Raw genomic sequence first — 16,529 nt, 5'->3', positions numbered from 1 at the left:
TCTCAGGCGCACGGAGGAACGGTGCGCCGAGACATCCCCCCAGCCCAGACCGCCGAGCAGCTCCGCGCCAAGCGCGTGCGTGACGACTACGCCCGCGCCAGGCAGCAGGCCGCGCTCGTCCTGCACTACCAGCACCAGGTGCACCGCGGTGGGCAGGGGCCGCTCGCCGCTTCGGATGAAGATGGGCACCGCCCGCGCCGCCGCTGACCTGTCGTGGTGGCGGCGGGCCTTCGGCGCGGCTCACACGCCCGCCCAACCACCACACCCCCGGGCATGGTGCCCGGGGGCCCTTCCTCAGAGGCACGAATGGCCGAGGAGACACAGCAGGACCCGCCGGCAGGCGTGCGCTGGGAGGCCGAGCAGTGCCGCGTCGTCAAGGACGGCCCGGACCATCACCTGGAGGCATGGGACGCGTTCGGCGACCATTCCCCGTGTTGGGAGCGGCTGGACCTAGCGGCCATGGACGCGGACGAACTGCGCCGCCTCCTCCGGCGCCTCATGGGCACCCTGTCACGACAGGGCGGCCGAAAGTAGCCGCCCTGCCGGATGCGTCACGCAGCCTCGCCCAGGCCCTCGCGCTGCGCCTGCTCGAGCCGCCGGGCCGCGGCTTCGCAGTAGCGCTCCTCGAGCTCCACGCCCACGGCGCGGCGCCCGAGTAGCTGCGCGGCGACGAGGGTGGCGCCGGTGCCCGCGAACGGGTCCAGCACCAGGCCGCCCTCCGGGCACGAGCGCTCAATCAGGAGGCGCTGCAGCGCGACAGGCTTCTCCGTGGGGTGCGTGCGCTGGGCTGGAGCTACAGGCGCGTAGCCCGCGAGGACTGCCCCCATTCTCTTGCCCACCAGCGGCCGGCGCTTCGGCCCGGACGCGTGGAGCACCACCTCGTAGTCCGGTGCGTACGAGGCCGCGCAGTCGCCCATGCCGCCCCTCGCCTTCCACCACGGTCGTGTCCCTATAAGTGTGTAGATGGCGAGGAGGGACGAGCGGGAAAGAGGGAAGCTCCTCGGTGAAACCAACCGAGCCGGTCTCCTCCTGGCAGAGGAGCCGAGGAGTTCCCCGACGTGGACGTTAGCGAGTTTGAGTCCCCCGCGCACGAAGAGGTGCAGGCCGACCTGCGGGCGCTTTTCCGCGGAGCCATTCGGATGACGCTGGAGGCCCTGCTGGAGGAGGTACGGGAGTTGGTGGGGGCCGGCCGGTGGCAGCGGATGGTGGGCCGGGCGGACGTGCGCAACGGCAGCTACCTGCGCACGCTGGTGACGACGGCGGGGGGCCGTGGACGTGGCGGTGCCACGCACGAGGCACAGTGGTAGCGCGGGGGACGTGCTGGGCCGCTACAAGCGGCGCAGCGGGGAACTCGACGAGGCGATTACCAGTGCGTACGTGCAGGGCGTCTCCACGAGGAAAATGGGCAAGGTGACACGGGCCCTCATGGGCGAGGACGTCTCGCGTTCGACGGTGAGTCGGGTGACACGGACGCTGGAGGAGAAAGTGGAGGGCTTGCGCACCCAGCCCCTCACCCAGGCCTTCCCCTACCTCTACCTGGATGCCACCTTCCTGGACGCCAGGTGGGCGCGCACGGTGCAGAACGTCTCGGCCCTGGTGGCCTATGGCGTGGGCGAGGATGGGCACCGCCACTTGCTGGCTGTCACCTTGGGCGGCAGCGAGTCGGTGGACTCCTGGCTGGACTTGCTGCGCCAGCTTCTGGAGCGAGGGCTGAGGGGCGTGCGGCTCGTCATCGCCGACGGGCACTCGGGCCTGGCCGCCGCGGCCCGCCAGGCCCTGCCCGAGGCGCGGCTGCAGCGCTGCACCGTGCACCTCACCCGGAACGTCCTCGCCAAGGCCCCCTGGAGGCTGCGTGGACGCCTCGGCAAGGAGACGTCGGCCGTCTTCGAGGCCGCCTCCCTTCAGGACGCCAGGAAGCGGCTGGAGGCCCTCCAGGAGGGACTGGGGCGGCAAGTCCCCGAAGCCATGGAGTGCCTGCGCGAGGGCTTCGCCGCTGCCACCTGCTTCTTCGCCTTCCCCAAGGCCCACTGGCGCCTTCGCAGCACCAATGGCCTCGAGCGCCTCCACGGTGAGGTGAAGCGCCGCATCCGCGGCGTCGGCGCCTTCCCGGACCGCGCCAGCGCGCTGCGCCTCATCACCGCCGTCGCCCTCGAAGTCACCGGCGTCTGGGATGACCGCCGCTACCTCGACATGTCCCTGCTGAATTCAACCCCTGACACTGCCGCTGCTTGATGCCGCCAAGGAGCCTCCCTCCCCCGAACCCCCTCCGAACCAACTACACAAGATTCGGGACTTGACCTCCACCACACCAAGGCCCCCTTAATGCGAAGGTGCGCTGACACAGCATCGTAGAAGTCCGGCCAGCTCTCCCAGTGGCAGTACACGTAGACGTGGGCGTCAGGAGCCAGCGCCGCGCTTGCCGCAGACAGCGCCTGGCGGAGCACCCGCATGCCCTGGCGGGAGCCATCGGCGCGGATGGCGGCGGCGCTGCGCCCCTTCCCCTCGTAGGCCATTCCGTAGGGTGGGTCCGTGAGGAGCAAGTCCACCGACGCGGACGGTAGGTCCACGAGCTGGTCGCGGCAGTCGGCGAGGTACAGGGTGATGAGGTCGTTCTTGAAGTAGGGCTTCACGGGTCCTTTCTCGACGCGGCGAGCCCTGCCCTGCATGGAGGATGCCGTCATGCTCCGCTCCTCCTTGGCAACTGCAAAGCAGGCTACTGCGACGCGAAGGTGCCGTGACTTCATGAGAGGGCCCGCACCGGCGCTCTGGAGCGGGCCCTCTCCTCACCAGCCGAACGTGTACCGGAGCCCTGCCCCAGCCATGCGCTCGTGTTTGGTCGCCTGGCCGAACATGAACAAGCCCAGGTTCTCCGCCACCCTTGCCCCCACCTCGCCGCGCACGTACGCGCCGGAGAGGGACGACACGCCGGCCTGTACCTCCAGGTAGCCGGTACGGACCGGGACGTCCGACAGCACCCCGTCCAGCCCCGCGGCCACGGCTAGCCGCGGGGCGTCTGAGGGAGCGCCGCCACCGCGGCCGCGCTCGGCGTTCCGGAGACGGCGACGAGCGCCGCGGCGGCAGCGTTCGCCCGCGTCTTCTCCTCGGCCTTCTGCGCACCATGCAGGGCGGAGAACTCCATCCGCCCCAGCGCCTCCTCGTGCGGCTTCAGCGGGCGCCAGCCGTTGGCCTTCAGCCAGTCATCGGCCAGCTTCAGTCCCTTGGCTGCCTTGTCCGCGAAGTTCTCCGCCGGGTCCTCCGCCGCGACGTCCTCCACGATGTTGTAGGCGTGGTGGAACGCCAGGGCGATGCGGCGCTTGCGCGTGGCTGTCAGCCAGGTGCCGGCGCCGAAGAGGCCGACCGCGCCGACGATGACACTCAGCGCGGTGCCGATAGCGGTGGGGGTGAGCAGCGAGTCGAGAATGGAACCGGACGTGGCGCCAGTCGCCTGGGCCAGCGCGACGGCAGGACCGGCGAGAACCATCGCCATGGTGGCGATGGCGAGCAGCTTCAGCTTCTTCATGCGGGTACTCCTTGGAAGGGACTGCGGGCGAAGCCCGGCGTCGAGACACCGAGCGGGACGGGATGCGCGGGCGCTCAGGCGCCGGACACAGCGGGAGTGGGCACGGAGCCAGCAAGGCGCTCGCGCCGCGAGAGGACGTTGCTGGCGTAGTCCCGGCCGGTGGTGACGCCGTCCACGGCGGACAGCCGCTGCGCGTCCGTGGCGCCCGGAGGCAGGCGCGCCAGCGCGGAGCGCACCCGGCCCAGGCCCGCGTTGTAGGCGGCGAGCGCACCGGCCACGTAGCCGTCGAGGGAGTCCAGGTTGCGACGCAGGAGGCGGCAGCCGTAGAGCACGTTGACGGCCGGGTCCTGCCACAGCGGGCGGCCCAGGTCATCGACAGCACCGACGAAGCCCTTGTGGGCGCGGGCGTCCACCTGCATCAGGCCGCGGCCGTGGCCGTGGTCCCCGGTACCGGTGGGCCCCTTGGGCGTGAGCGCGTCGCCGCCCAGGGACTCCCTGTCCATGACGGCAAGCACCAGCAGCGGGTCCAGGTTGTACAGCGCGGCGATGGGCTCCACCGTGGAGAGCCACCGCGAGAGACGGGCGGGAAGCTGGGACATGAGTACTCCGAGGGAAAAAGGCCCAGAGCGAGAGCCCCGGGCGAGGTACTTCAGGGCGAGACGAAGCGAGCGGGGCTACTTCGCGACCAGGGCGCGCACCGCAGCGTCCTTGGCCTCCAGCAGCTTGCGCAGCGCCACGGTGCGCTCGGGATTGCGAGGCAGCGGCGGCCCCATCGTCACGTTGCCCGCCTCGGCGACGTTGTCACCGTGCACCATGGCGTGGGCGAGCTCGCAGAATGGCTTGCTCACCATGGCCAGGTGGGGCGGCAGGTGCGCGTACCCGAAGAACTGCAGGATGTGCTCGGGGGGCTGCGGGGCGCTGGACTGCGAGGCTTTCTCGGACATGGACGGCTCCTTCGGTAGTGCTACGGGTGGACGGGGGGCGCGCTGTGCCACCAGCGCGAAGGTGGCGGCGAGCGCGCGAGGAGACCGGAGGCTCACGGTGGGGACCGCGCCACCTTCTGCGGGTCCACGAGGTTCGCTGACTGCTGGAGCTGGCGCGCATTGCGCTCCCCCATCAGCAGGTGCGACTCGCGCACGGCGCGCTCGAGCTGGGGCCGGGCCTCGGACTGCCACGTCTCCACGCCCTTGAGGCGCAGGTCCACCAGCTTCAAGGCCGACTCATGCTCTCCCACCCGCCGCAGGTCCGCCTTGATGTCCTTGACGTCGGCAGCAACGTTCGCCACCTGCTGAAGCAGCAGTGGCACCTGGTCCACCGCGGCCTCATGCTTCGCCTGACGGCGCGAGAACAGGCCGTTGAGGACGGGGACGACGACGTTGCTGGCCGCGAACATGACAACCGCGACCTCGGGGGATAGCTCCATGAGGCCGCATCGTCCCGGCATGCGTGGACGTCGTCCGGCCCACCTCTCCTGGTGAGGCGGCGGGCCCCTCTCCAGGCCGGCACCCGGTACGACCGTCCCACGACATGGACGCATCCGTCCTACGGCCCCCCTCTACCGCGGGCCGGCACTGAGCTTGCGAGGTACCCGGCTATGACCCGCAACCTCCTGCTCCCCCTGCTTGCCGCTCTCCTCCTCACCCCACTTCAAGTCCTCGCCAACGGCCCCACGTGCAGCAACAGCGACGGCCCGTGTGCGTCGAGCGCGGACTGCTGCTCTTCGGGGAATGCCTGCGTAGAAGGCGTCTGCCGAGGCCTGAAGAAGTCGCCGAACTTCTGCATGCGAGGCGGCGGGGGCTGCTTCTCCCAGGAGAACTGCTGCCCTGGCTACGTGTGCGAAGGCAAGGACCCGGGCAATGAGTGGCAGCAGGGACGATGTATGGCCCAGCCCACATGTGCGGGCCAGGACGCCGCATGCGGCGCAGGCACGACGTGCTGCGGTGGCCTCGCATGCCGCAACGGCAACTGCACCCTCCCCAGCTTGGCGGCTGCACCGACATGCTCAGGCCCGGGGGCGCGATGTACGGCTGACGGCGGCTGCTGCACCGGGTTGACGTGCCAAGCAGGCCAGTGCGCGCCTCCCATCAGCAACATTCGCTACCACGACGAGGGAGAGTCCTGCGGCCCGCAGCAGCCGTGCTACGTGGGGAACACCTGCGTCAGTGGCACATGCATCTCGAACGTTGCTCTAAAGCAACAGCGGCAGAGTCAGTCGGCGGGCGCTGAAGGAGGCGCAGGCGGCTCACTTCCCCCTGGCCGCCGCACGCCGGAGAAAGGCGAAGCAGCCATTTGGCGCGAAGTGCATTGGGGAAAGGACGCACAGCGCCAGGAGGAGCTCCGACGACAGCAGCGTGAGGATGCGCGCCGCGAGGAAGCACGGCGGGAAGAGCGGCGCCGCCAACAGCGCGAGGAAGCGCGACGCGATGAGTCCCGGCGGGAAGCGATGCGCAGAGGCTGGTAGCGCCGGCTCCGGAGACGCCACATTCCACGGCCTGAGTTTCGCCTCCCAGCGGTCATCCAGCGAAACGAGGGAGCCTACCCCGCCCATGTCTCTTCACGGCGCGCAGCTCGGACGAGTTCTTCCACCTCCTCCGGGCTGAGCTTCGCAGGCAGGGGCCAGCGCCGCTCTATTCGCGCTCAGGGTCGAGAACTGCGCTCCGGTGGCCCGCGTCAACGGAACGCCGACGAGTCGCCCCACTCCGCCACGGGGATGAAGCGAAGCCCTTCTGGCGGAGGCGTCAGGGCGAGCACCCGCTCCACCACCGTCTGGTGAAAGAGGTGCACCGTGTCCTCCTCCAGCATGAAGGCCCGTCTCTCGTGGAGCGGAACCTCCCGGAGCACGGCTTCGTCGAGAACGAGCTTGTCGAGGCTCAGCAAGACCTGGCCCACCTCCGTCTCCTCGAACACGGAGCGCTGACGATCCATGCAGGGGATGGTCCGCCACATGTGCACCAGCCAGTAGCGCAGCACCGCGTCACCAGCTTGGACGTCCGCCGGGACGAACTGGACGCCGGGGAGATCTGCGGCTTCGAGCGCCTCCTTCAGCCGCGGCGAGACGACGGGCGATGGAAGGCTGTGGTGGTCCACCATGATGGGCCGCGGGGGGACGGGCTCCCCCAGCTTGAGCTTCACGGGCTCAAGCACCTCGACCGGTGCTGGCTTCAGGAATTGGAGGTACTCCTGGTCCCACGTCAGCAGAGGGTGCAGCTGGGAGCGCTCACGCATCAAGACGAAGTACTCGTTCTGCATACCCTACTCCCCCACCTGGAGCGTCCGCCGAACGAGAGGCGCCCCTGTGTCCCCATGACGCGAGTTGTGCTTGCGCCCGTGTGGGCATGCTCGCCGCGGCTTGTCCTGAATGCTCGATGCGCCAGCACACCCCTGGCCGCCGGCCAAGTAATCGAGGCCGTCCGTGGTGAGACTCCACTGGCCGCTCACCAGCTTGCTAAGAATGGTGCGGCTGAGCCTGTCCAGTTCTGCCGTGAGCCCGGCTGGGTCCGCACAGAAGCGCCCGCGTGCGACGGCACGGGCAAACCCAGAGAGCAGCCGCTTCACTGCGTTCGGGTACGCCAAGTCCATGTCGAAGGCCCAGCCTCCGGAGTGGGGACCGATGTGGACTGGGGCATGGAGCTCGCACGCCACGGACATCACCATGGGCAGCATGACGCCATTCTCCGGCCGGTTGATGTCGTAGCCGAAGTCCCGGCAGAACATTGCCCACTGCTCGTCATCCGCCATGGCCTCCGAGCAGATGAGGTGGTGCGCTGCGATGGACCACCTACCCGTGTACCAGGGGTGCTCTTTCGCCTCCCTCCCCGCCAGGATGTTCTCGCGCAGCTTGAGTGAGCTGCCCACGTTCGAGCCCCACCGCTCGGCGATCGTGTGCCACGCCTTCCCGCAGTACTCGCAAGGCGGCAACTCCAGCAGCGGCAGGCCATCTCCGCGCTTCGACTCCAAGTTCCCGATACGAGTGCAGCGAAGGAGGACGGTCATGCCCAGAAGCACACACCCGCCTCGTCTCCCAATGAATGGCACGCGAGCGCAGGCCAACGCGCACTTTCATACAGGAGGCCCCAGCCACACCAAGCGCCTACCAATGAGCAGGCGGTCCAAAAGCCCGGGTCAGAATGCAACGACCGTGTAGTTCCACCCAGACGTCGTCCCCGCATTCGCGACATGCACGTCATGGGGCCCTGACTCACGAGGCGAATAAAACACAATGGGATTCGTGTCCAACTCTACATCCTTCGCAACCGGGGCCCCTCCGCTTGGACCGTAGACGTAGAGGTCAATATCTGTCGTCCGGGCATCTCCTGTGGAGTAGATCGCATAGGTAGTTCCCTGCTGGAGATGCACCTGATGCTGGGTCACCCCATCTGGAGGCAGCACTGAACTGGCCTCGTGGAGCACGTCCGTATAGCCGTCCTCCATCAACTCCGACATCATTACCTGCGCGCGGGCTTCTGCATCATCTTCTGTCGCTAAGGCCTGCTGCATGGGGGCAATAGCCAGCGCTATGACTGACAGAACTACGCTTTTCTCTTCTTTAGGAATTCGACGACTCACCTTCATGGCTCCCTCCGGAGGCGGGCAAAGTCCACACCTCAATTTTGACCTTGGGGAGGCCACTCCATCCTGTCAACGCACGGACAAACTCTCGTTGCGCTTCTACCGCGGGCACTCTGGCGCGCCAAGCAACTGCCTGGCATGCGGCTTCACCAGTCATAGTATCCCCCGGGCCCCAAGCATCCTCATGGACGGCGTCATCCCATCACGCGCCTGAGGCAACCGGCCAGACTCAGACATCCAGTGAGTCCAACAGGGGAGCACGCTCACCCCCCCGAGCCAACGCCCGAGCGGAGCCGAACCGCTCGAACGAGTTGTACGAGAGTCGTCGGCGCGCCGAGCGCCTCCAGTATTTCCTCCCGGGTGGCGAAGCCGCGCAGATGAATCCCGTTGAGGCACCCATCGCAAATGAAGTCCGCGTCAGGGACGAGCCCCCACGCCTCCCGCGTGGAAGGGGGTACCATGGATACGTCCGTCATCATGTCCGCCTGCTGGTGCCGTCCACAGGGGCAAGGCCGCAGCGGATTCTCCGGCTCTTCCACCGCGGTGGGGCGCAGCACTTCACCGGCCGGCCCCCGCGCCGGCTCACCCGTCTTGGCGCGCAGCAGCATGGCCAAGGGTCGCTGGCGGGCGGCGTCGAGGTGGTCTTTCAGCGTCTTCGGCTTCCAGTTCATGCGTCGAGGGCCTCCCAATAAAGCTGGTCGCCCTCGTCTGGCGTCTTCGAGGCGTACTGGTCGCTCGAGGTGCTGTAGGTAACGCCCGCGCCCGCATCCACGCTGGAGTGCCAGACGTGCACGGTGGGCTGGTTGCTTCCCTCCGGCACGGACACGGACTTGATGCGCAGCCGAAGCCTGTCCGCAGCGCCCAGGCCCGGGGCCGCGGCCGTCAGCACCTCCCCGGTGTACGTGCGCGAGGCCTGCACCCAGTTAACGGTGTTGTTGATGGAGTTCGCCCACAAGGTAGCGGTTGCGCGCTCCACCCAGGACTGCCCCACGTCCAGGCTGTCCAGCGCCACCACGATGCGTCCCTGCGCAGTGCCAGCCTCCCAGCCCCCTCCCCCCACGCCCGTCTCCCCCGTCCTCGGCTGCGTCCGCAGGTAGATGGTGGCGTTGAAACGCAGCGCGTACTGGTCGTTCGTCGCCGGGGCATTGCTGAGCGTCACCTCCACCGTCGAGCCGATGCCCGTAGCGAGGTTGGATGCGCTGGCTGGGTTGTTCGCTCGAGCAGTGACGTTGCCCCCGCGCTGGCGCAGCCGGGCGCGCAGCGTGAAGCCGCTGCCCCCATTCATGATGGCCTGGGTGTCGTCATACGTCGGCAGAGAGGGGTTGTAGGCCCCCGTCTCAGTGCCGCTTCCCGTCGGCCCCCACTTCGCGCGCGGCTCGTGTGTGAGTCCCCCGCGCAGGAGCACCATGGGCGTGTTCTGGAAGGGCGGGCTGAAGGCCACGTAGTTCCCATGCGCGGCGAGCTGCGCCTGGCGGCCCTTGGCGATAGTGCGCGGTGCACCACTCCCGTCGGAGATGCCCACATTGTAGGAAATCGACCCGTCCGGGTTGAGGGCCGTGTACACGCGCGGCGTGGCCGATTCATCGAAGACGTCCACCACTGCGGAGTCGAAGTCCACCACCCCGTTGCCGGCGTCCAGGTTGGCGATAAGCACCAGTGACACGTACCGCGTGGCGTGGTGCATGGGCCGGGGATTGCGCGGGTCCTGCGAAGGCCAGTTTTCCGCGACGTCACCCAGCCCCTTCACCCAGCCCGTGAATTCGCTGTACTCGGTTGAAGCGGGCAGCAGCGCGCCGCCGATGCAGTAGTAGTGCTGGCTGCCCAAGTCATTGAGTCCCCCGGCATTCACCATGGTGACGCCGTCCGCGGCCCAGCCGACGAGACCGCAGTAGAGGGCTTTTCCTCCGGACGTGGGCTCCTGGAGCTGGCGCACGCGGCAGCGCAGGCGGTAGAGCTTCGTCGGGTCGTACGGCAGCTTCACCGTGGAGTACATCCACACGGCGTTGGTGCAACGCAGGACGTTGCCACCGGAGAAGCCCTCCCCCGAAACGAGGGACGCAGCCGGTGGAGGGAGAGATGGGTTAGGGAGCCAGTTGCCCAAGTCAAAGGGCGAGCGCTCGAAGGCCTCGGTGAAGGCGCCCACGGCATTCCGCGACGCCTCCTGGGCGGCCGCCGCGGGGACATTCTTCAGGTCCGCCGTGGCCAGCTTCACCGTGTCCGGGTCCGCCACCACCGCGCCCCCAAGGACGCGCCAGCTGCTCTGCGTGCCGTTGGAGTACAGGGCCTGGACGGCGCACTTCACCTCTGTCGAGGTGGACAGGCGCAGCGACACCACCACACGCCGCTCCGCGGGGCCGACGCGCACCGGCTCCAGGAAGTAGGAATCGGTGTCATTGGGGTCATCCCCTTCGTAAACGGCCACCTGGAAGCCCACCAGCAGGTGCGCAGGCAGCGTCTCGGTGTGCTCCCAGCGGATGTCGATGTACTTCGGCAGGAGTACCTGGGGGTTGGGGCTGCCCTGGGGGCCGTCAACTTCAATGCCGCCCTGCAACTCGCGTTCGCGGGAGCGCATGCTCTCCTCACGGTGGAGGGGTGGAGGAAACTGTCATGGAGATGGACGCGGGCGTGGTGGGCGCCGCGCGGACGATGACGGTGGCGTCGTTGGTGGAGGGGTTGCCCGTGGTGTCGATGGCCTTCACGCGCACCACGTAGTCCGCCGGCCCTGGCACGGGCCATTCGTGCGCGGTGGCGCGCACCCTTGAGATGAAGGTGGCCGAGTCCCAGTCGGCGCCGCCGTAGCGCAGCTCGTAGGTGTCCCGGTCCAGGTCCGGGATTTCAGTCCACCGCAGCGTGGCGGTGTTGCCGTTGAGGGTGTAGCCGAAGCCCACGACGTCCGAGGGCGGCGCCAGCTTGCCCAGCACGTTGTACGAGGCCTCGGCGTAAGCTGTGACGAGGCCGTTGAGGACGGCCGCCACCTGCACGTCGTACATGCCGGGGTTGATGTCGCGCAGCTCCCAGAAGTGGGACTGCACCCCCGTCTCCGTCGTCCAATTGCCCCCATCCACCCGCCAGCGCACCACGTACTCGGTGGCGCTGGGGCGCTGCGCCCAGCGGGCGTTGAGGGACACCTTCAGCCCGCCATTCGTCGTCTTGTAGAGGCTCTCCCCCAGCGTCAGCTCCGCGGGCGGCGCCGAGGAAGGCAGCACCGAGGTGGGCACCGGCTGCAGCTTCACGCCGAGCTCCACCTCGTCGTACTTGCCAGGGTGGTGGCGCAGCGCGGTGACTTCGTAGAGGTGCGGCTCCACCTCGGCCACGCTGAGGATGCGCCACGTGGTGGGTACCAGGTCCGACGCCGCCAGCACCCAGACGGCGTTTCGGGCGGGCGCCGCCGGGAAGGGCGTGGCGACGGTGAGGGCCCGGTACGGCGCCGGCGCCAGCTGGGCCAGTTCGCGCTCCACCACCGTCCCGTCCGGTAGCACCACGGAGAGGGAGTACGTCTTCCCCGCCTCCAGGGTGACGTCGGCGTCCAGCTCCACCTGGGTGGCGGTGGCGGCCACGACGCGCCCGCCCCAGCGGCGCCCGGCCCGGTACGGGTCCTGAATCTTCACCACGGCCCCCGGGTTTCGCAGCGCGCCCTCGAGTCCGGTGCGGAACACCACCGTCTCCGTCTCCAGCCGCTCGGTGAAGAGGAGCCACCGCCCTACCCGCTGCGCCTGGCCGCGCGAGGTACAGCCGAGCGCCACCACCTCCGTGGGGTTGTAGCCGTACTCGCGCAGGCCCTCCTCGTCCGTCACGTACTCCTTCGCGGACTTGTAGTGGTTGGCCGGGTCATTCCAGGTGACGAGCGCGACGGTGTGCCGCGCGCGCCGGCCGCTGCTGGAGTACGTGAAGAGGCCGTCCACCACGTTGGCCGGGGTGAAGAGGTACTCGGCGTCCCGTGGCGCGTCCTGGGCCACGTACACCGCGCCGCTCGCCCAGTACGTCATGCCCCGGAAAATGGACGCGAGGTTGTTCACCACCTGGTACGCGTCCGCCTGCGTCTGGAGGTAGAGGTTGCAGCGGAAGCGTGGCTCCACGCCGCCCTGCCCGTCCGGTACCAGCTCGTCGCAGTAGCGGCCGATGGTGTACAGCCCCCACTTGTCGACGTGCGCCTCGTTGAGGAAGCGGCCCAGGCCGTAGCGCTTCGTCGTCAGCAAGTCGTAGAAGCACCAGGCCGGGTTGTCCGTCCACTCCACCTTGAAGGTGCCGTCCCAGGTGCCCGAGTACTCCCGCGTCAGCGGGTTGTAGTTGCTCGGCACCCGCACCTTCAGCCCCCGAATTCGGTACGAGCGCGTGGGCACCGACTGAAACTGGTGCGCGGACACCTGGAGGGCGCACAGTGCGCTGTTGGGGTAGCTCAGCTTCTCGTCGATGAGGGTGGCGTAGGACTTCCACACCGTCTTGTTCTGCAGGTTGGCCTGCGTGCTGTCCGCGGTGAGGCGCCGCACGCGGATGTCCCACGGCGGACTGCCGGTGAGTTCCACACGGTACGTCCTCTCGTAGGGGCTGGTGCACTTGCCAGCGAAGACGCCCGCGCCCTCCATGTCCTGCTCGACGAAGCCACCGCCGTTGCTCTGCACGTCGATGGCGACCTGCACCATTGACGGCATGAGGTCGCCGGTGGTGGGACTCTGGAAGGAGAGCTGCGGCACCTGCACGGTGATGCGCACCGCGTCCACGTTGGCGTCGGTGACGCTGCGCACGACGGGGGTGTTCCGCTTCACCTCGGTGTTGACGGAGAACTCCGCCTCCGCGGAGGGGAAGCCGGGGATGTACTCCTGCCCCTGTGTCCCCTGCACGTCGTAGAGCGTGACGTCGCGGAAGTTGTACGTGTCGTCGGGATTCTGCACGGGTACGCCGTCCAGGTAGACGGACTTCAACCCGTCCACGAGTCCGACGATTTCTCCTTCGCAGAGCAAGTCCAGCACGCGGGCGTAGTTGGTGGACTTCAGCGTGTCCGGGTGCTCCACGGGCGTGCGCTGGGCACCACTGCCGCCCTTGCCCCCGCTTTCACCGCCATAGCCGATGAGGGGCCCCTTCTCAGATTTCATGAGGCGCCTCCGGGTCCGCGCGCTTCGCGTTGTGCGAGAGGAAGCCCAGCGTCTGGTAGGTGTGCGCCCCGTCTACGGTGATGCGCACCACGGGCCCGCGGCCGCACGGAGCCGCTACCCGCACCACGCCCGGCTGAGCGCCCAGCAGCAGCGTGCCAGAAACCAGGTGGCGCAACTCCACCCAGTCCTCCTCGGTGCGGACGCGGTGGTTGTACGTGCCCTCGAAGACGCGGCCGTCCTCGAGCTCCAACCGCCAGCATTCCGCCTCCATGAGGGCCACGTCGGTGACGGGGTACGCGCCCCACCTCAGCGTCGTCTCATGCTGGGTGAGCACGCGCATGCCCACCGCCACCTCGCCGGCAGGCACCTCGCGACCGTCCGCCAGGAGAATCGGCACCCACGGCGCCGGGCACCCACCGCCCGTGGGGCTCTGCCCTCCCGGGCCCGTCTGCCCGCTGCCGTACCGCCCGCCGAAGCCGCCACCCTCGCTCCATTCGGTGACGATGCCCGCGGAGATGACGCAGCTGCCCACCTCCAGCTCCCCGTAGCAGATCGGCACCGGGTGGCCCTGGGCGAGGGTATTGACGGGGCCGTTAAAGGCATAGCTGGGCTTGTTCTCCGGCGCCTCGTCCGGGGCCGCGGGCACGGGCGGCGCGAAGAGCATTTGCGACACGCCGCCCACCACCAAGGAGGCGCCCATAGTGATGAGGGGCGTGCCCGCGCCGAAGCCGTAGGCGGACAGCACCGCGCCGCCAGCGATGAGCACGGCCCCCAGCACCACCTGGAAGGCGCCCTGCTTCGCCCCGGCCAGGGCAGGCATGACGGTGATGACGGGCGCGTCAGCGGGGCGCGCCAGCTCGTCCGGGCCCACGTCGCGCTTGCCGACGAAGACGTGGAAGCCTGGCGCGCTGTGCTCCACCAGGTAGCGCGCGAAGCCTTCGCACACGGCCGAGAGGGCGCGCACGGCCTCCGCGGGCGAGGGCACGCTCAAGTCCAGCCGCCAGATGCGGCCGAAGTGCCGGCCCAACGGACCTCCGAGGACTACCGTCGTCAGCATAGGGTGCGGTGTCGGACCACCTTCCGGGTGATGCGCTCCCAGAAGCCCGAATACGTCTCCCTTCCAGACAGCCGATTCTGGAGGTGGTGGAGGACGACGTCCGCCCCCAGGTAGACGCCCGCGTGGTTGGGCACCGGGGCTCGCAGTTGCATGAGGAGGACGTCGTGCTCACGCAGCGGCTGGCCGGTGACGTCCACGAAGCCCGCCTGGGCGTACCCCTCCAGGTAGAGGTTGCCACCCTTGTCCCACCAGCCGTCCGGTCGGTGGAAGTCGAGCAGCTCGAGCCCCAGCCGCTCGCCGTAGTAGTCGCGGATGAGGCTGAAGCAGTCGAGGACGCCATGGCTAAAGGGACGGCCCACCAGCGGCGGCCGGTACCCGGTGGGGTGCCACACCCGCCAGTGGCCCACAGGGACGTTGACGATGAGCCAGGGCAGGCCCCAGCGCTCCATGCTGACGCGGTCGGCCTCGCTCGGCTCCGGGGCCGCGTTGGGGTGGGAGTGCACCACCGCCAGCACCTCCCCTTCCCCCTCCGCGCGCGCGTAGTCCTCGGGGTGGAGGATGAAGTGAGCCTGCCCTTCGGCCTGGTTGCGGCAGGGCACGTACCGCTGCCCACCGGCAACAGCCACCACGAGACCGCAGGACTCGCGGGGGTACTCGGACCGAGCATGCACTTGTGCAGCAGCAATGATAGAATGGTGCATAGCCAAAACGCTGCCGGGATGGGGGAAATGTGAGGACACCCTGACTGCCATAAGTTCTCGACGACTTCGTGGACATCGTCCAGCCAAGGCGTTCGCACCAGATCGACTCCATGCATGGATTGCACATCCAAAACCGCCATCAATCCACACACAAGGAGAGAACCTTGAAAGCACATCACATCGCACTACTCATGATTGCCGTCGCCACCCAAGGATGCGATCCATTCAGCGGCCCCAAAGAGGCACCACAAATTTCATACATAGACTACAGCCCAAGCTTCGGAGCCAACACAGCAGAGCCCGTAATTTTCACCGCCGCGCTATCCGATGACGACCACGGGCCATACACATACAGATGGGATTTTGGCGACGGACAAACATCAACCTCGCAAAGACCCGGACACAAATTCGAGTCGTCCGGGACTTACGCCGTCAGTGTAACCGTCGAAAATTCGGTCGGCTCAGACACAGACACAATATCCGTCCGAGTCGACAACCCCGACTCAGACCTTTACTTCTGGACGAACACGACAATCCACGGCTTCATCACAGTCTACATCAACGGGATGGCGCGAACAATCAGCAGGGGACACTACCAGTTCCAGGGATGCGCCAAGAACCAGGGCTACGCCGACTTTGTCGATATGCCATACGGAACGTATGAATATTTCGCAACTGCGCAGAGTGGGATGAGCTGGCGAGGCGTCGTCACCTTAAACGATAATTGCACCAATATTCTGCTTAACTAGGCCCCTCGCCACTGGTTCCCAGTCGCCGCTCAACACACTGCCAAGAGCTGCGCAGCAGCTAGTACGAGCGCTCCGCCTCACCGCAGCAGACCGACGCCGGGGAAGCCACCGAATGGTAAAACGGCGGTCTCCCCGAAGCGCAGCTTACAGCTCCCCAGCCGCTTCCCGCACCGGTCCTCCTCCGGTGCCGTCGTCGGGCTGTCGTCCACCTTCGCGACGGGAGGGCCCGCGTAGCCGCACCCCTCCTTCCGGTACTCCCACCCGCACATCTGAGTAATCACGCGCAGCGGGAGACGGATGCCGTCCAGGTCGCACCGCGCCGCGAGCGCGAACTCGATGAAGTGCTTCGACTCGGACGTCTTCTGGTCCACGACGAATTCGTCGTCGGGGAAGGCTTCCACTGGGCTGGCGGTGGGGTTGACGCCGCCAGGGAAGTTCACCGCGTCGAGGTAGCGAACGAAGGTGCGTTTACGGAGGACGCGCGCGCCGAGCAGGTCATTGAAGTCCCGGGCCAGAGCGCCGATGGTGCCCACCACGTTGGCCATGGTGAGCGTCGGCCGCGGCAGGCGCCCCGTGCCGGACTTCTCGAAGCCCCGCGCCTCCACGGGCCAGGGCTGGTACTCCGCGCCCTGCCACACCACCGGCCCGCCCAGCCCGTTGGTGCCCGCGTGGAAGTAGCTGATGCCTCCGCCAGGCAGCGACGTGGCGTCTAAGACGAAGAGCTCCACGAGAGCGCCCAGCTCCAGCTTCTGAATGTCCTCGGCGATGCTCACTGCACGCCCCCGAGCGCCCCGGGCGAAGCGCCCAGGGGCGGAATGGCGTTGGCGAGGAGCCGCGCGACGT

General features: G+C 68.1%; 19 protein-coding genes and 1 pseudogene. 4 read left to right on the top strand and 16 right to left on the bottom strand.

The annotated features are described in order from the left end of the window. Positions 1-21 precede the first annotated feature (21 nt). Positions 22-207 carry a hypothetical protein gene (locus VZL07_RS31990; RefSeq protein WP_426751740.1) on the top strand — a complete coding sequence of 62 codons (186 nt, stop codon included), beginning with the start codon at positions 22-24 and terminating at the stop codon, positions 205-207. A gap of 99 nt (positions 208-306) precedes the next feature. After that, positions 307-534 carry a hypothetical protein gene (locus VZL07_RS31985; RefSeq protein WP_426751739.1) on the top strand — a complete coding sequence of 76 codons (228 nt, stop codon included), beginning with the start codon at positions 307-309 and terminating at the stop codon, positions 532-534. A gap of 17 nt (positions 535-551) precedes the next feature. On the opposite strand, the gene VZL07_RS31980 is transcribed toward VZL07_RS31985, so the two are convergent. Further along, entirely contained in the window at positions 552-917 is a 366-nt protein-coding gene (locus tag VZL07_RS31980) for a DNA-methyltransferase (RefSeq protein ID WP_426751738.1), read from the bottom strand. 141 nt (positions 918-1,058) lie between these two features. Between VZL07_RS31980 and VZL07_RS31975 the strand changes: the two are divergent. Beyond that, a pseudogene (locus VZL07_RS31975) lies at positions 1,059-2,232 on the top strand (IS256 family transposase). Here the strand turns inward: VZL07_RS31975 and VZL07_RS31970 are convergent. The 14 genes from VZL07_RS31970 to VZL07_RS31905 form a co-directional block, all read right to left on the bottom strand. After that, positions 2,181-2,681 carry a hypothetical protein gene (locus VZL07_RS31970; RefSeq protein WP_426751737.1) on the bottom strand — a complete coding sequence of 167 codons (501 nt, stop codon included), beginning with the start codon at positions 2,679-2,681 and terminating at the stop codon, positions 2,181-2,183. The pseudogene VZL07_RS31975 and the gene VZL07_RS31970 overlap by 52 nt on opposite strands. Before the next feature lie 102 nt (positions 2,682-2,783). Then, positions 2,784-2,996 carry a hypothetical protein gene (locus VZL07_RS31965; protein ID WP_426751736.1) on the bottom strand — a complete coding sequence of 71 codons (213 nt, stop codon included), beginning with the start codon at positions 2,994-2,996 and terminating at the stop codon, positions 2,784-2,786. A 2-nt stretch (positions 2,997-2,998) separates the two neighbouring features. Further along, on the bottom strand, positions 2,999-3,520 hold the full coding sequence (locus VZL07_RS31960; RefSeq protein WP_426751735.1) for a hypothetical protein: 522 nt from the start codon (positions 3,518-3,520) through the stop codon (positions 2,999-3,001). 74 nt (positions 3,521-3,594) lie between these two features. After that, a complete protein-coding gene (locus VZL07_RS31955) occupies positions 3,595-4,119 on the bottom strand; it encodes a transglycosylase SLT domain-containing protein (RefSeq protein ID WP_426751734.1) in 525 nt (174 codons plus the stop codon). A 75-nt stretch (positions 4,120-4,194) separates the two neighbouring features. Then, a complete protein-coding gene (locus tag VZL07_RS31950; protein ID WP_426751733.1) occupies positions 4,195-4,464 on the bottom strand; it encodes a hypothetical protein in 270 nt (89 codons plus the stop codon). A gap of 92 nt (positions 4,465-4,556) precedes the next feature. Next, positions 4,557-4,943, bottom strand: a complete 387-nt coding sequence (locus VZL07_RS31945; protein WP_426751732.1) for a hypothetical protein — start codon at positions 4,941-4,943, stop codon at positions 4,557-4,559. Between the two features lie 1,247 nt (positions 4,944-6,190). Further along, positions 6,191-6,769: an imm11 family protein gene (locus VZL07_RS31940; RefSeq protein WP_426751731.1), complete on the bottom strand. Its 579-nt coding sequence runs from the start codon at positions 6,767-6,769 to the stop codon at positions 6,191-6,193. 3 nt (positions 6,770-6,772) lie between these two features. Then, on the bottom strand, positions 6,773-7,477 hold the full coding sequence (locus VZL07_RS31935; protein WP_426751730.1) for an AHH domain-containing protein: 705 nt from the start codon (positions 7,475-7,477) through the stop codon (positions 6,773-6,775). A gap of 165 nt (positions 7,478-7,642) precedes the next feature. Next, a complete protein-coding gene (locus VZL07_RS31930) occupies positions 7,643-8,092 on the bottom strand; it encodes a hypothetical protein (protein WP_426751729.1) in 450 nt (149 codons plus the stop codon). A 260-nt stretch (positions 8,093-8,352) separates the two neighbouring features. Further along, positions 8,353-8,760 carry a hypothetical protein gene (locus tag VZL07_RS31925; RefSeq protein ID WP_426751728.1) on the bottom strand — a complete coding sequence of 136 codons (408 nt, stop codon included), beginning with the start codon at positions 8,758-8,760 and terminating at the stop codon, positions 8,353-8,355. After that, positions 8,757-10,661, bottom strand: coding sequence for a hypothetical protein (locus VZL07_RS31920; protein WP_426751727.1), 1,905 nt, complete (start codon positions 10,659-10,661; stop codon positions 8,757-8,759). The genes VZL07_RS31925 and VZL07_RS31920 overlap by 4 nt, the downstream gene beginning before the upstream one ends. Before the next feature lie 7 nt (positions 10,662-10,668). After that, positions 10,669-13,179, bottom strand: a complete 2,511-nt coding sequence (locus VZL07_RS31915; protein ID WP_426751726.1) for a host specificity protein J — start codon at positions 13,177-13,179, stop codon at positions 10,669-10,671. Further along, positions 13,169-14,206, bottom strand: a complete 1,038-nt coding sequence (locus VZL07_RS31910) for a hypothetical protein (RefSeq protein WP_426751725.1) — start codon at positions 14,204-14,206, stop codon at positions 13,169-13,171. The genes VZL07_RS31915 and VZL07_RS31910 overlap by 11 nt, the downstream gene beginning before the upstream one ends. A 23-nt stretch (positions 14,207-14,229) precedes the next feature. Continuing rightward, entirely contained in the window at positions 14,230-14,937 is a 708-nt protein-coding gene (locus VZL07_RS31905) for a C40 family peptidase (RefSeq protein ID WP_426751724.1), read from the bottom strand. Between the two features lie 68 nt (positions 14,938-15,005). On the opposite strand from VZL07_RS31905, the gene VZL07_RS31900 reads away from it, so the two are divergent. After that, a complete protein-coding gene (locus tag VZL07_RS31900) occupies positions 15,006-15,686 on the top strand; it encodes a PKD domain-containing protein (protein ID WP_426751723.1) in 681 nt (226 codons plus the stop codon). Positions 15,687-15,763: 77 nt separating this feature from the next. Here VZL07_RS31900 and VZL07_RS31895 read toward each other — a convergent pair whose 3' ends face one another. Continuing rightward, complete coding sequence (locus VZL07_RS31895) at positions 15,764-16,459, bottom strand: phage minor tail protein L (protein WP_426751722.1); 696 nt, start codon at positions 16,457-16,459, stop codon at positions 15,764-15,766. Positions 16,460-16,529 lie beyond the last annotated feature (70 nt).

The organism is Pseudomyxococcus flavus (genome assembly GCF_050038885.1).
GTDB classification, from domain to species: Bacteria; Myxococcota; Myxococcia; order Myxococcales; family Myxococcaceae; genus Myxococcus; species Myxococcus flavus.
This window is presented reverse-complemented; position numbering and strand designations above follow the sequence as displayed.

Bases quoted from the DNA above. Each gene is read 5' to 3' on its own strand.
- VZL07_RS31985 (WP_426751739.1), top strand. From the start codon at position 307: ATGGCCGAGGAGACACAGCAGGACCCGCCGGCAGGCGTGCGCTGGGAG.
- VZL07_RS31980 (WP_426751738.1), bottom strand. From the start codon at position 917: ATGGGCGACTGCGCGGCCTCGTACGCACCGGACTACGAGGTGGTGCTC.
- VZL07_RS31970 (WP_426751737.1), bottom strand. From the start codon at position 2,681: ATGACGGCATCCTCCATGCAGGGCAGGGCTCGCCGCGTCGAGAAAGGA.
- VZL07_RS31960 (WP_426751735.1), bottom strand. From the start codon at position 3,520: ATGAAGAAGCTGAAGCTGCTCGCCATCGCCACCATGGCGATGGTTCTC.
- VZL07_RS31955 (WP_426751734.1), bottom strand. From the start codon at position 4,119: ATGTCCCAGCTTCCCGCCCGTCTCTCGCGGTGGCTCTCCACGGTGGAG.
- VZL07_RS31950 (WP_426751733.1), bottom strand. From the start codon at position 4,464: ATGTCCGAGAAAGCCTCGCAGTCCAGCGCCCCGCAGCCCCCCGAGCAC.
- VZL07_RS31945 (WP_426751732.1), bottom strand. From the start codon at position 4,943: ATGGAGCTATCCCCCGAGGTCGCGGTTGTCATGTTCGCGGCCAGCAAC.
- VZL07_RS31940 (WP_426751731.1), bottom strand. From the start codon at position 6,769: ATGCAGAACGAGTACTTCGTCTTGATGCGTGAGCGCTCCCAGCTGCAC.
- VZL07_RS31930 (WP_426751729.1), bottom strand. From the start codon at position 8,092: ATGAAGGTGAGTCGTCGAATTCCTAAAGAAGAGAAAAGCGTAGTTCTG.
- VZL07_RS31925 (WP_426751728.1), bottom strand. From the start codon at position 8,760: ATGAACTGGAAGCCGAAGACGCTGAAAGACCACCTCGACGCCGCCCGC.
- VZL07_RS31920 (WP_426751727.1), bottom strand. From the start codon at position 10,661: ATGCGCTCCCGCGAACGCGAGTTGCAGGGCGGCATTGAAGTTGACGGC.
- VZL07_RS31915 (WP_426751726.1), bottom strand. From the start codon at position 13,179: ATGAAATCTGAGAAGGGGCCCCTCATCGGCTATGGCGGTGAAAGCGGG.
- VZL07_RS31905 (WP_426751724.1), bottom strand. From the start codon at position 14,937: ATGCACCATTCTATCATTGCTGCTGCACAAGTGCATGCTCGGTCCGAG.